Annotated in this window: 9 protein-coding genes and 2 pseudogenes; 8 read left to right on the top strand and 3 right to left on the bottom strand. The window is 69.5% G+C overall.

What is annotated here, in order from left to right; translation table 11 throughout:
* The 4 genes and pseudogenes from E1281_RS40595 to E1281_RS28845 all read left to right on the top strand — a co-directional run.
* A pseudogene (locus E1281_RS40595) lies at window positions 1-226 on the top strand (branched-chain amino acid ABC transporter permease); the annotation flags it as partial.
* Window positions 227-368: 142 nt separating this feature from the next.
* Window positions 369-1160 carry an ABC transporter ATP-binding protein gene (locus E1281_RS28860; protein ID WP_131882866.1) on the top strand — a complete coding sequence of 264 codons (792 nt, stop codon included), beginning with the start codon at window positions 369-371 and terminating at the stop codon, window positions 1158-1160.
* A 3-nt stretch (window positions 1161-1163) separates the two neighbouring features.
* Window positions 1164-1937 (top strand): ABC transporter ATP-binding protein, encoded by a 774-nt coding sequence (locus E1281_RS28855; RefSeq protein WP_131882864.1) that lies wholly within the window; start codon window positions 1164-1166, stop codon window positions 1935-1937.
* 599 nt (window positions 1938-2536) lie between these two features.
* Window positions 2537-3676: a hypothetical protein gene (locus E1281_RS28845; RefSeq protein WP_131882863.1), complete on the top strand. Its 1140-nt coding sequence runs from the start codon at window positions 2537-2539 to the stop codon at window positions 3674-3676.
* 466 nt (window positions 3677-4142) lie between these two features.
* Here the strand turns inward: E1281_RS28845 and E1281_RS40590 are convergent, their stop codons facing one another.
* Entirely contained in the window at window positions 4143-4409 is a 267-nt protein-coding gene (locus E1281_RS40590) for an LLM class flavin-dependent oxidoreductase (protein ID WP_165959153.1), read from the bottom strand.
* A 39-nt stretch (window positions 4410-4448) separates the two neighbouring features.
* Here E1281_RS40590 and E1281_RS40585 point away from each other — a divergent pair.
* Window positions 4449-4619, top strand: a pseudogene (locus tag E1281_RS40585) (ABC transporter ATP-binding protein); the annotation flags it as partial.
* A gap of 72 nt (window positions 4620-4691) precedes the next feature.
* Here the strand turns inward: E1281_RS40585 and E1281_RS28835 are convergent.
* Both E1281_RS28835 and E1281_RS28830 read right to left on the bottom strand, forming a co-directional pair.
* Entirely contained in the window at window positions 4692-5954 is a 1263-nt protein-coding gene (locus E1281_RS28835; RefSeq protein WP_131882861.1) for an ABC transporter substrate-binding protein, read from the bottom strand.
* A gap of 300 nt (window positions 5955-6254) precedes the next feature.
* Window positions 6255-6608 (bottom strand): PaaI family thioesterase, encoded by a 354-nt coding sequence (locus E1281_RS28830; protein WP_243717515.1) that lies wholly within the window; start codon window positions 6606-6608, stop codon window positions 6255-6257.
* 126 nt (window positions 6609-6734) lie between these two features.
* Here E1281_RS28830 and polA point away from each other — a divergent pair, with 126 nt between their 5' ends.
* The 3 genes from polA to rpsA all read left to right on the top strand — a co-directional run bounded on the left by polA (window position 6735) and on the right by rpsA (window position 13128).
* Window positions 6735-9425 carry a DNA polymerase I gene (polA, locus tag E1281_RS28825; RefSeq protein ID WP_131882860.1) on the top strand — a complete coding sequence of 897 codons (2691 nt, stop codon included), beginning with the start codon at window positions 6735-6737 and terminating at the stop codon, window positions 9423-9425.
* A gap of 836 nt (window positions 9426-10261) precedes the next feature.
* Window positions 10262-11377 carry a polysaccharide deacetylase family protein gene (locus E1281_RS28820; RefSeq protein ID WP_131882859.1) on the top strand — a complete coding sequence of 372 codons (1116 nt, stop codon included), beginning with the start codon at window positions 10262-10264 and terminating at the stop codon, window positions 11375-11377.
* A 239-nt stretch (window positions 11378-11616) separates the two neighbouring features.
* Window positions 11617-13128: a 30S ribosomal protein S1 gene (rpsA, locus tag E1281_RS28815; RefSeq protein WP_131882858.1), complete on the top strand. Its 1512-nt coding sequence runs from the start codon at window positions 11617-11619 to the stop codon at window positions 13126-13128.
* Window positions 13129-13403 lie beyond the last annotated feature (275 nt).

Genomic DNA, 13403 nt, shown 5'->3' with positions numbered 1-13403 from the left:
GAGACAGATCGTCGGCGCGTGGATGTTCTGGTTCCTGCTGGTGCTGATGGACACCGCGCTGCGCCAGGCGCTCAGTGCGGGGTACATCTCCGACAGCATCCTGGAGTCCTCGGACATCGGCCCGCTGCGCTTCGCGGTGGTGGGCCTGCTGCTCATGTTGATCATGATTTACCGGCCGCAAGGCGTGCTCGGCAGCCGGAGGGAGATGTTGCTCCGTGACCGATGAGCAGAAGGACGGACTGGGCGGCGACGGCGTCGAGCTGCGCGACAGCGAGATCGTCGAGGCCCGGCAGCGGGCCGAGGAGGCGGTGGAGGAGACCGTCCTGCCGGACGAGTCCCCGCTGGCGCACCTCACCGGCGAGCCGGGGATGGCCAAGCCGGACCCGATCCTGGTCGCCGACGCGGTGGGCCGGTCGTTCGGCGGGCTGAAGGCCGTCGACGTCGGCCACCTGGAGGTCCAGCGGGGGACGATCACCTCGCTGATCGGCCCGAACGGCGCGGGCAAGACGACGCTGTTCAACGTGCTGACCGGGTTCGACCGCGCCGACGGCGGCACCTGGTCGTTCGACGGCCGTCCGGTCGCCGGGCTCTCGGCCCACCGGATGGCCAGGCGCGGGATGGTGCGGACGTTCCAGCTGACCAAGGCGCTGACGCGGCTGACCGTCCTGGACAACATGAAGCTGGCGGCGGTCGGCCAGCGCGGCGAGAACTTCTTCAACGCCCTGGTCCCGGCGCTCTGGCGTTCGCAGGACGCCGAGCTGGAGAAGCGCGCCGAGGAGCTGCTCGAGCGGTTCAAGCTGGCGAAGATGCGCGATTCGTTCGCCGGCGAGTTGTCGGGCGGCCAGCGCAAGCTGCTGGAGATGGCGCGCGCGCTGATGGTGGGCCCGTCGATGGTGATGCTGGACGAGCCGATGGCCGGGGTGAACCCGGCGCTGACGCAGTCGCTGCTCGGGCATGTCCGGGCGCTGCGCGACGAGGGCATGACCGTGCTGTTCGTGGAGCACGACATGGACGTCGTGATGGGGATCAGCGACTGGGTCGTCTGCATGGCCCAGGGGCAGGTCATCGCCGAGGGCACGCCGGAACAGATCCGTTCCAACCGGACGGTCATCGACGCTTACCTTGGGACGCAGTACGACGAGCCTGGGGCGGAGGAGTAGAGGATGGCCGAGAAGGACGCGCAGACCCCGGAGAAGGCGCCGGAGAAGGCCCCGGAGCCGCTGCTGGTGGCGGAGAAGGTGGTGTCGGGGTACATCCCCGACATCAACATCCTCAACGGCTGCGACCTGACTCTCGCGAAGGGCGAGGTCGTGGCGGTGATCGGGCCCAACGGGGCAGGGAAGTCGACGCTCGTCAAGACGATGTTCGGGCTGATCCCGGTGCGTTCGGGGGAGATCCGGCTGAAGGGCTCGTCCATCACGAACCGCACCGCGCACGAGCTGGTGTCGCGGGGGGTCGGGTACGTCCCGCAGACGCAGAACGTGTTCCCCTCGCTCAGCGTCGAGGAGAACCTGGAGATGGGGCTCTACCTGCGGCCGAAGCTGTGGAACGAGCGCTTCGCGTTCGTCTGCGAGGTCTTCCCGCTGCTGGGGGAGCGGCGCAAGCAGAAGGCGGGGGCGCTGTCGGGCGGTGAGCGCCAGATGGTGGCGATGGGCCGCGCGCTGATGATGGACCCGTCGGTGCTGATGCTCGACGAGCCGACGGCGGGGCTGTCCCCCAAGTTCCAGGACGAGGTCTTCGAGCAGGTCAAGCAGATCAACGCCAGCGGGGTGTCGATCGTGATGGTGGAGCAGAACGCCCGGCACTGCCTGCAGATCTCCGACCGGGGCTACGTGCTGGACCAGGGCCGCAACGCCTATACGGGCACCGGCGAGGAGCTGCTGCGCGACCCGAAGGTCATCGAGCTGTACCTCGGCACCCTCGCCCAGGTCGACTGATCCGGGGCCCGCCCGGGACGGCGAGGCCGCACGGCCGGGCCGTCCCGGGCCGTCCCGGGCGGGCACCGGATCAGGGCCCGGAGGTGGGACGCGGAAGCGGAGAAGGGCCTGCGGTGACGTTCAGCAGGAGCTTGGTGAAGTACTCGTTGGTCCTGCCGGAGTACTTCTGGATGGTGAGCAGGTCAATGCCGAACAGGTCGAGAGGCTGGAGCGTGACCGGCCGGAGAAGTCCTTCGGCGGCTTGTGTGTAGACCCGGTTCGTACTGGCGGCTTGCTACCTCGGCGTGTGCCCTCCCGACGTCAGCCTGGGGGAGTACATGCAGAAGATGGAAAAGCACGTTCGCGAGTACGCCTCGCAACTCTGTTCCGCGCGCGCCCTCGATCGCTACGCGGACGAGAAGTGCGAACCCGGGGCCTTCGAGAGTCGCCAATAGTGTGGCCGGTGCCCAGTCCCGAATACTCCCGGCCGCGCCCAGATCGCCGGCTCAAGGCGGAGAACGCAAGGCTCGAGGAGCGGACGGCCCTCGATAGAGACCGGGCTGCAAAGACGATATGAGAAACTGCCCACCCGGTGCGGAAGCGGCATACAGGAGAAACGTGTGGGAAAGCAGGCATGGCAGCACCGCAAGTGGCTTTGGGGGTCCGCCTGCACGGTGCTCGTACTGGTCATCGTCGCGTTCTCGGTCCGGGCTCCGGCGAAGGACTGGTGGCTGGCACGTGAGGCGTGCGGGGGCAAGGTGCCCGGCGGCGATCTGAAGACGGTACGGACGGACGCGCGGCTCGGGGCGGCGCAGGAGTCCCTCGACAAGGACCTCGGCCGGTACCACTGCGTGCTCGAGAACGACGAGGGCAAGGTGGTGGTCGAGGTAGACGCCTATCTGGACGGGGTGGACAAGGAGAAGAAACTGGCGTACATCGGCCGCTCCCATCCGCCGCACGCCGTGCTGCCGGGCGGGCTACCCGGCTTCGAGGCCGAGAACAGCCTCGTCTATCTCATGCCCGAGTGCGCGCGCTCCGGCCGAGGATCCTCCGAAGAACACCACAGGCTGCTGGTGGGTACCTGGACCTACTTCGCCGAGAGCCGCGAGGAGAAGGCGGCCATGCTGCGGATCGCGGTGCGGATGACGAACGAGGTGACCGAGAGACTCGGCTGCGGTGGCAAGCCGCTGCCCGCGCCGAAGGACGGAGCGGTACCGGACACGGGCAGGCACGTGCCCCGCGCGGACGCGAAGGGCACGGCCTGCGACGCCCTCACCACCACCCGCGTCCCGGCTGAAGGACGCGACGGGACGGTCTTCATCGCCATCGCTGACGGCGGAGTCGTCGGACGCTGCACCCTTCGCGCAGCGAAGAAGGCCGGCGACGACGCGCACCGGAGTAGCAGACTTGGCAGACCGCTCGTCGAACTCACCAGTTGGCGCGGAAACTGGGGCTCGGACATCCGGGAGATGGGCTCGGGCCCCGACCCGCTCCCGATGGGCGAAGGCGCCGCCTGGAAACCCGCGCTGACCGAGGACCGGGCGTGGGCCGTCGCCGAGTGCGGCGGTGAGAATGCCGGCTTCGCCGCGCACTGGGGCTACGGCTACTCCTACCGGGAAGCAGGTGAGAAGTCCGAGCCTCCAACGGCGCCCGAACGGCACGAGCGGCGCGTGCTGTTGCGCGAGTACGTGGCCGCGTTCGCGAAGGATGAGGTACGACGCGAGAAATGCACGGGGTTGCAGCTACCTGCGAATTCATAGGAAGTCGGGTTGCCCAGAAAATTTCACCCCGGGCGAACCGGCCTCTGGGATGCCGCCTCGCCCGGGGGTGGGTTCTGTCAACGCGGGTTTCGCGATCTCGCCGTTGCCCGGGGGTCGGCGCCGGCTCGGTTCGGGAACGCGAGTTCACCGAACCGGGCCGTGGCGACTCTTGAGCGCGCTCCGCATCCACGGCGGCGCGCGGTGACGCCACTGTGCTCTGCCAGCCGGCGGCCGATGCATCCACTCGAAGATGGGTCACGCCGTTGCTGCGCGCAGCGTGCAACCGTCCGGCCAACGCGGTCGGCCCGACGCACAGGGCCACGGCGTCGACCAGCCCGTCCGGATGCGCCGGCCGCTGCGACCGGCCCGTCGGCCTGCATCCGCCGGGGGATCTCACCGAATTCCGCAGGCCTTTCGCGCCCGCCGTCTGCGAGCGCCGACGTCCACACATCGGGCACCGGGCCGTTCATGGGAGAGAAGATGGAAACCAGCCGTCTGCCGTCGCCGCGGTGAACCGAACGCTCCGCGGTCCCAGGGCGGCGACCCAGACGTGCAGGGCGTCCCGCACCGGCTCCGGGAGGATCTTGAGGGCCCTGCCGGTGCCGGACTTCCGGCCGTCCGGCAGCGGGAGTGTCACCGCCGCCCCCTGGTGCTGGACGATCTCGCGGCGCCAGACCTTCCGGCACACCTCGACGGTGTCGGCGAGGCGCGCGAGCGGCTGCTCGAACGGCACGCCGTACCAGCCCTCGACGACCCGCGGTCCCGAGGTGCCGGTGTGTCGATCGTGATGGTGGAGCAGAACGCCCGGCACTGCCTGCAGATTTCCGACCGGGGATACGTGCTGGACCAGGGCCGCAACGCCTACACGGGCACCGGCGACGAGCTGCTGCGCGACCCGAAGGTCATCGAGCTGTACCTCGGTACCCTCGCCCAGGTCGACTGATCGAAGAGGCGCGGAAGCGAGGAAGGGCCCCGGCCGACCGGCCGGGGCCCTCTGCTGGACCGGGGGTCGGGATCAGGCCAGAGGCTTGCTCTGGACCGTGTCGATGATCTCGAACTTGCCCTTGTCGTTGTACTCGTAGATCTCGATCTCCGTGGCGCCGGGCTCACCGGGCTCGGTGAAGTCGAGCGGGCCGCTGGCGCCGTCGTAGTCGATGTCCTTGCCCTGCTTGATCAGGTCACGGCACTGGGTGAACGTGGTGCACTTCTCGCCGCCCTTGGTGACCTCGTTCATCTTGGCCTTGAAGGCGGCGGGGTCGTCGGTCTTGGCGGTCTCGGCCGCCAGCGCCATGGTCAGGACGCAGTCGTAGACCTGCGGCGCGTACTGGAAGACCTCCAGCTTGGGGTCGAACGCCTTCAGGCCGTCGGTGAACTCCTTATTGTCCACCGAGGCGGGGCCGGTGCCCTTGAAGCCCTCGATGACGGCAGGGTCGTTCTTGGAGAAGCGCTGGGCCATCTCCTCGTCCTTCATGCCGTCGGCGCTGTAGAACTGGTTCGCCTTGAAGCCGGCCTCCAGGAGCTTGGTGCCTAGCTGGGCGCCCTCCTGGAAGGAGACCATGACGACGGCGTCCGGCTTGGCGTCGCGGATCTTGGTGACCGTGGCGTTGAAGTTGGTGGTGTTCGGCTCGTAGGCCTCCATGACCGGCACGGTGGCGCCGACCTTCTCCAGGGACGACTTGGTCGCCTCGGCCAGGCCCTTGCCGTAGTCGTCGCCGCGGTAGGCGACGGCGACGGTGGCGTGGCCGTCACCGGTGATGGTGTCGGCGAGGATCGGCCCCTGGAGCACGTCGCTGGGCGCGGTGCGGAAGTAGAAGCCGTCGTCCTTGTAGCCGGTGAACGTCGGCGCGGTGTTGGAGCCCGAGCACTGGACCTTCTGGGCGCTCTTGACCTTGTCGAGGATCGCCAGGGACATGCCGGAGGCCGCCGCGCCGACGATCCCGTCGACGTTCTGGCCGAGCAGCCGGTCGACCGAGGCGTTGGCGATCTCGGCCTTGCCTCCCTCGTCCGACCCGACCACCTCGGGCATCGGCTTGCCGAGGACGCCGCCGGCCTTGTTGATCTCGGAGATCGCGTACTTGGCCGCCGAGACCTGGGGCGGGCCGAGGTGGGCCAGCTCGCCGCTCTCCGGGAAGACGTAGCCGAGCTTGAGCACCCCGTCCTTGCTGCCTGCGCCGGCGTTGGTGTCCTCGCCGTCGCCGCCGTCGCCGCCGCAGGCCGCGAGGGCGAGCGCGGTCACCGCGGTGAGTGCCAGGGTGCGGAACCTTCTGCCGCCTTGCATGGGCGTCTCCAGATGTCCGTGGACTGCCTCTTTGCGTCCGTTTGTCAGTGCGGCAGAGGCTACTTGACCTGGAGGTTCAGGAGGAGGCGCGAGTGGGGGTTGCGGCCGAGTCGTGATCTGCTGTGACCGTTTTGTGAAATATCGCGCGTTGGTCCGGTCATGTGGTGAGAAAAGTGGCCCGGGATCACCTTTGGGGCCGTCCGCGCCCTGTCCGGGCGCGTGCGTTGTCTACTCGGTGATCCCGGGCCGTTTCGATCCACGCTACAGACCCGGGGGCGGCCGTCGCAAAGAAAGCGCGGATCACGCCCCGGGGGCGTCCCGCAGCATGCAGGTCAGGCGCGCGGTGCAGACCCGCCGGCCCTCGTCGTCGGTGATCACGATGTCGTAGGTGGCGAGGGTGCGGCCGCCGTGCGTGCGGGTCGCCACACCGGTGACGTACCCCTCCGTCGCCGACCGGTGGTGGGTGGCGTTGATCTCGATGCCCACGGCGATGCGGCCGGGGCCGGCGTGCAGCGCGGCGCCGGTCGACCCGATCGACTCGGCGAGCACGCAGGACGCGCCGCCGTGCAGGAGCCCGTACGGCTGGGTGTTGCCCTTCACGGGCATCCGTCCCACGACGCGCTCGGGTGTGGCCTCCAGGCACTCGATGCCCATGGCCTTGCCCAGGTCGCCGTGCGCGTCCGGCCCGAAACCGGTGGAGCCGGTGACGGGCTCCGTCCCGGGGTTGTCAGTCACTTACGCCTCCACGAAACTGTCGTACGCGCAGACTAGAGTCCTGGTGTGGCGACGACACCAGCGACCCCTGACAAGCGTGACCGGCTTCTCCTGCTCGACGGGCATTCCCTGGCCTACCGGGCGTTCTTCGCGCTGCCCGTGGAGAACTTCTCCACGACGGACGGGCAGCCGACCAACGCCGTGTACGGCTTCACCTCGATGCTCATCAACGTCCTGCGGGATGAGCAGCCCACCCATATCGCGGTGGCGTTCGACCGCTCCGAGCCGACGTTCCGGCACGAGCAGTACGTCGAGTACAAGGCGGGCCGGCAGAAGACCCCGGACGAGTTCCGCAGCCAGACCAGCCTGATCTTCGAGGTCCTGGACGCGCTGCGCATCCCGCGGCTGTCGGTCGCGGGCTTCGAGGCGGACGACATCATCGCCACGCTGTCGGTCCAGGCCACGGCGGCCGGCCTGGAGACCCTGATCGTCACCGGCGACCGGGACGCCTTCCAGCTCGTCGACGGCGACGTCACGATCCTGTACCCGGTCCGCGGCGTCTCGGAGCTGTCCCGGATGGATCCCGGCGCCGTCGAGGCCAAGTACGGCGTCCCGCCCGAGCGGTACCGGGAACTGGCCGCGCTGGTGGGGGAGACCAGCGACAACCTGCCCGGCGTGCCCGGGGTCGGACCGAAGACCGCCGCCAAGTGGCTCACCAAGTACGGCGACCTCGACACGCTCGTGAACCAGGTGCACGAGATCAAGGGCAAGGCGGGCGACAGCCTGCGCGAGCACCTCGCCCAGGTGCTGCGCAACCACCAGATCAACAAGCTCGACACCGAGGTCGGGCTGGAGCTGACGCCGCCGCAGCTGACGATGGGCCAGTGGGACCGCGAGGAGATCCACACCCTGTTCGACTCGCTCCAGTTCCGGGTCCTGCGCGAGCGGCTGTACGCGACCCTGTCCACGGCCGAGCCCGAGGCCGACGAGGGCTTCGACGTCGAGGTCGACGCGCTGGAGCCGGGCGCGCTCGGCGCCTGGCTGGAGGCCAACGCCGGCGACCGGCTCGGCATCGCCGTCGCCGGCGCCTGGGGCCGCGGGACTGGTGAGATCACCGCGCTCGCGCTGGCGTCCAAGAAGGGCCCGGCGGTGCATCTCGATCCGGCCGAGATGATCGAGGACGACGAGCGCGCCCTGGCCGCCTACCTCGCCGACCCCGCGCGTCCCAAGGCGATCCACGAGGCCAAGGGGCCGATGCTGGCGTTCGCGGCGCGCGGCATGGCCCTGGACGGCCTCACCAGCGACACCGCGCTCGCCGCCTACCTGGCGCTGCCGGGGCAGCGGACGTTCGACCTGGCCGACCTCGCCCTGCGCTACCTGCACCGCGAGCTGCGCAGCGAGACCGAGGACTCGGGGCAGCTCACGCTGGACGGCTCCGGCGAGGAGGAGGCGGCGCAGGCCCTCGCGGTCCGCGCGCGCGCCGTCACCGAGCTGGCCGACGTCCTCGACAAGGACCTCGACAAGCGCGGCGCGACGCGGCTGCTGCACGAGGTGGAGCTCCCGCTCGTCGGCGTCCTCGCCGGCATGGAGCGCGCGGGCATCGCGGTCGACACCGGCCACCTCGCGGGCCTGTCCGCGTCCCTCGGCGGCCAGGTGAAGGAGCAGGAGCAGCAGGCTCACTCGGCCGTCGGCCGCGAGTTCAACCTCGGGTCGCCCAAGCAGGTGCAGCAGGTGCTGTTCGACGAGCTGAACCTGCCGAAGACCAAGCGCACCAAGACCGGCTACACCACCGACTCCGAGGCCCTCACGAACCTCGCGGAGAAGGACCCGCACCCCGTCCTGGACCACATCCTGCGCTGGCGGGAGGTCGCCAAGCTCAAGAGCATCGTCGACTCCCTCATCCCGATGGCCGACGACGCGGGCCGCATCCACACCACGTTCAACCAGATGATCGCCGCGACCGGCCGGCTGTCGTCCACCGACCCGAACCTGCAGAACATCCCGATCCGCACCGCCGAGGGCCGCCAGATCCGCGAGGCGTTCGTCGTCGGCGAGGGCTACGAGTCCCTCCTCACCGCCGACTACTCCCAGATCGAGCTGCGCATCATGGCGCACCTCTCCGAGGACGAGGCCCTCCTGGACGCGTTCGGCTCCGGCACGGACTTCCACACCGTCACCGCGTCCCGCGTCTTCGGCCTCCCGCCCGACCAGATCGACTCCGAGCTGCGCGCCCGCATCAAGGCCATGAACTACGGCCTCGCCTACGGCCTGTCCGCCTACGGCCTCTCCCAGCAGCTGCGCATCTCCCCGGACGAGGCGCGCGGCCTCATGGAGGAGTACTTCGAGCAGTTCGGCGGCGTCCGCGACTACCTGCGCGACATCGTCGCCAAGGCCCGGCAGGAGGGCTACACCGAAACGATCATGGGTCGCCGCCGCTACCTGCCCGACCTCAACTCCGACAACCGGCAGCGCCGCGAGATGGCCGAGCGGATGGCGCTCAACGCCCCCATCCAGGGATCGGCCGCCGACATCATCAAGGTCGCCGGCCTCAACGTCGACCGCGCCCTCCGCGGCGCCGGCCTGACGTCCCGGATCCTCCTGCAGGTCCACGACGAACTCGTCTTCGAAGTGGCCCCCGGCGAACTGGACGGCCTCAAGACCCTCGTCAGCACCGAAATGGCCGGCGCCTACGCCCTCCGCGCCCCCTTGAGCGTCTCCATGGGCACAGGCCAAACCTGGCAGGAAGCAGCGCACTAGCTTTTTTTGTAGTTCCCTTGGCGTCGGGCCCTGGGGGCCCTCCTTCGGCGGGAACTACGGTGCGATCGCTGCATCGCTCCGACTCCCCTTGCGGCTCGCTGCGCGATCAGGTTTCTCGCAGGCTCGAAACCTGGCTTCGGACGCGATCGAGACTGTTGGCGTTGTCGCGGGGTTGCTGTGGCGGCAGGCCGTCGTGAACTAGGGCGTGCCGCTGCCTGCCCTGCGTGCTGGTGCCGGGCGGTCGTCCTGGGCGGCGGCCCTGTGCGGCCGCGCCGTGCTCCATGGCATCCGTCTGTGCGCCGTGAATGCTGGGGTTGTTGCGTGGTTCTGAGGCTGCGCTGCGCGATCTGGTTCGTCGCTTCGGTCGGAGGCTGCGTGTCGACGTTGGTCGTAGACGGCAAGCCGGGTGACGGCAATGCACGTAGGTCGTAAGCGCCTGCCTCAGCCACTACAGCAACCCCGCGACAACCAGAACCACTGCGATCGCGCCCGAAGGCAGGTTTCGAGCGAAGCGAGAAACTGATCGCGAAGCGAGCCGCAAGGCGGGCCGGAGCGATGCAGCGATCGCACCGCAGTGCCCGCCGAAGGAAGGGCTTTCAAGGCCCGACCGCCAAGGGCAATGCAAGCAAACACAGCACGCAGTGCCCGCCGAAGGGAGGGCCTTCAAGGTCCGACCGCCAAGGGCAATGCAATAGATACTCCGACTTGATCAGATCTGGGCGTGGCGGGGGTGCCGGGCGGGGATCCTGTGGGTACGCGAGTGGGTGTCCGTAGATGTCCGGGGGTCGTACGCTTTCCCCGGGATCCTGTTGGGGTCGACCGGCGGGGGGGTCAGCGTGCCTCTGCTTCACAAGATCGCTGGAGTCGTGGTCGTCTGTGCCGTGATCCTGGGGCTGACGGTCCCCGGTGAGCGGCGCCGCGGCGAGGAGGCCGGGGGCGAGCGGGTCGCGGCCGAGCCGGAGGGCGAGGCGCGGGCCGCCAAGGCGACCGGGTCGCCCGCGCCCGGCGGGTCGGGGAGCGGGTCGCCGTCCGTCTCGGCCAGTGCGCCGATCGCGGCCGCGGCGCCGGGGGCGGTGGCGGCCAAGGCGAACGAGCTCGGCCAGGTGCCGGTGCTGATGTACCACCGCATCGTGGAGAAGCCGGAAAGGCCGCTGGACCGGACGCCCGAAGAGCTGTACGACGAGCTGACGCGGCTGGCCAAGGGCGGCTACTCCCCGATCACGGCGGCGGAGTTCGTCGGCGGGCGGTTCAACGCCCCGGCCGGGAGGCACCCCGTCGTCCTGACGTTCGACGACGGGACGCCCGACCACTTCGCGCTGGACGCGCAGGGCCGGCCGAAGGCCGGCACCGCCGTCGAGGTCATCCAGCGCGTCGCCGCGGAGAACCCCGGCTTCAGGCCGGTCGCGACGTTCTACATGACCCGGGAGCTGTTCGGGATGGAGGACGGGCAGGCGTCGGCCGCGGTGCCCTGGCTCGTGCGGCGCGGGTACGAGATCGGCAACCACACGATGAACCACCCGAACCTCGGCGGCATGTCCGGAGAGGAGGTCCGGGAGGAGATCGGGGAGATCGAGGACCGGATCGTCCGGCTGACCGGGAAGCACGCCACCACGCTGGCGTACCCGTTCGGCGTCCTGCCGCGGAAGCGGGCATGGGCCGAGAAGGCGGACGGCGAGTACGGGTTCCAGGGCGCCTTCGTCGCGGGCTGGAGGCCCTCCCTGTCGCCGTTCGACGAGGAGTTCGACCGCTGGGAGATCAGCCGGGTCCGGTCCGAGGGCAAGATCGAAGAGGACGACTGCAAGCAGTACTGCTCGACGGCTTGGCTCGAACATCTGGACAAGCACCCCGAGGAGCGGTACACATCTGACGGTGACCCGAACACCGTGACGTTTCCCAAGGCGGCCGAGTACCGGCTCGCCAAGGAGTACCGGGCCCGGGCCCGGACGTACTGACCCGGCGCCGCCGGACCTGGATTGACCACGGGAGATTGGTCCCATATGCTGATCGCTGCGCTGTGGGCCTGTGCGCGCTTCAGACAGAGCAGGCTCGCGCTCGGTCAGGTCGGCGACAACGGTTCGGTGCACTGACGCGGCAGAGTCCGCGTCCCTTTCCGGTCCTCGGCAGGGCGGAAAACGGCCCTCCGCGCAGAACCCCATACGACTTCACTGTCCGTACCGGAGCCAGCCGACACATGACGAGCAGCACCGAGGCCACCTCGACCACCCCGCAGGTAGCGGTCAACGACATCGGGTCCGAGGAAGCCTTCCTCGCCGCGATCGATGAGACCATCAAGTACTTCAACGACGGCGACATTGTCGAAGGCACTGTCGTCAAGGTCGATCGTGACGAGGTCCTCCTCGACATCGGCTACAAGACCGAGGGCGTCATCCCCTCGCGTGAGCTGTCCATCAAGCACGACGTCGACCCGAACGAGGTCGTGTCCACCGGGGACCACGTCGAGGCCCTTGTCCTCCAGAAGGAGGACAAGGAGGGCCGGCTGATCCTGTCCAAGAAGCGCGCCCAGTACGAGCGCGCCTGGGGCACGATCGAGAAGATCAAGGACGAGGACGGCATCGTCACCGGCACGGTCATCGAGGTCGTCAAGGGCGGCCTCATCCTGGACATCGGCCTGCGCGGCTTCCTGCCCGCGTCGCTGGTCGAGATGCGCCGGGTCCGCGACCTGCAGCCCTACGTCGGCCGCGAGCTCGAGGCCAAGATCATCGAGCTGGACAAGAACCGCAACAACGTGGTGCTGTCCCGCCGCGCCTGGCTGGAGCAGACGCAGAGCGAGGTCCGCCAGACCTTCCTCAACACGCTGCAGAAGGGCCAGGTCCGCAAGGGCGTCGTGTCCTCGATCGTCAACTTCGGCGCGTTCGTCGACCTCGGCGGCGTCGACGGCCTGGTGCACGTCTCCGAGCTGTCCTGGAAGCACATCGACCACCCGTCCGAGGTCGTCGAGGTCGGTCAGGAGGTCACGGTCGAGGTCCTGGACGTCGACATGGAGCGCGAGCGGGTCTCGCTGTCGCTCAAGGCGACGCAGGAAGACCCCTGGCAGCAGTTCGCCCGCACCCACCAGATCGGGCAGGTCGTGCCGGGCCGCGTCACCAAGCTGGTGCCGTTCGGCGCGTTCGTCCGCGTCGAGGAGGGCATCGAGGGCCTGGTGCACATCTCCGAGCTGGCCGAGCGCCACGTCGAGATCCCCGAGCAGGTCGTCCAGGTCGGCGACGAGATCTTCGTGAAGATCATCGACATCGACCTCGACCGGCGCCGCATCAGCCTGTCGCTCAAGCAGGCCAACGAGGGCGCCGCCGGCATCGAGGAAGAGGACTTCGACCCGACGCTGTACGGCATGCCCGCCGAGTACGACGAGCAGGGCAACTACAAGTACCCCGAGGGCTTCGACGCCGACACTGGCGAGTGGCTGGAGGGCTTCGACGAGCAGCGCGAGACCTGGGAGCGGCAGTACGCCGAGGCCCGGTCCCGCTTCGACGCCCACCGCAGGCAGATCGAGGAGGCCCGCAAGGCCGAGGCGGAGGCCGGAGCCGAGCCCGCGGCCGCCGCGAGCGGCGGTGGCGGTGGCGGCGGCGGTGGCGGAGGCGAGACCTCCTACACCGGCGGCGGCGAGAGCGAGTCCGGCGGCGGCGCACTCGCCACCGACGAGGCGCTCGCCGCGCTGCGCGAGAAGCTGTCCGGGGGCCAGTGAGCCCATCCCCTCCTCCGGCGGGCGGCGAGCGGTGCGACCGCCGCCGCGGAACGCCGGAGGAGGGGGCCCGGTGACGGCCGCCGCCACGGCGGCGTGAGCCGGAATGCCGGCGCCCGGGCGCGACGGCGGCCGATATCCTGGACACGGCCGGAGAACGATCCTGCGGGATCGGCCTCCGGCCGTGCTTCGGTTGCGTCACCATGATGTCGGACGGCCGCGCGACCCCGGCGTCGCCCGCGTAGCCCGTCCCCGAAGCCCCCGCCGTCCCGCAGGTC

This window comes from Actinomadura sp. KC345 (genome assembly GCF_004348515.1).
GTDB lineage: Bacteria > Actinomycetota > Actinomycetes > Streptosporangiales > Streptosporangiaceae > Spirillospora.
The sequence above is the reverse complement of the archived record's forward strand: the minus strand, read 5'-3'. Positions and strand labels throughout refer to the sequence as shown.

Coding starts and splice junctions, on each gene's coding strand:
- E1281_RS28830 (WP_243717515.1), bottom strand. CDS start 6,608: ATGGGCATCGAGTGCCTGGAGGCCACACCCGAGCGCGTCGTGGGACGG.
- rpsA (WP_131882858.1), top strand. CDS start 11,617: ATGACGAGCAGCACCGAGGCCACCTCGACCACCCCGCAGGTAGCGGTC.
- E1281_RS28835 (WP_131882861.1), bottom strand. CDS start 5,954: ATGCAAGGCGGCAGAAGGTTCCGCACCCTGGCACTCACCGCGGTGACC.
- E1281_RS28855 (WP_131882864.1), top strand. CDS start 1,164: ATGGCCGAGAAGGACGCGCAGACCCCGGAGAAGGCGCCGGAGAAGGCC.
- E1281_RS28860 (WP_131882866.1), top strand. CDS start 369: ATGGCCAAGCCGGACCCGATCCTGGTCGCCGACGCGGTGGGCCGGTCG.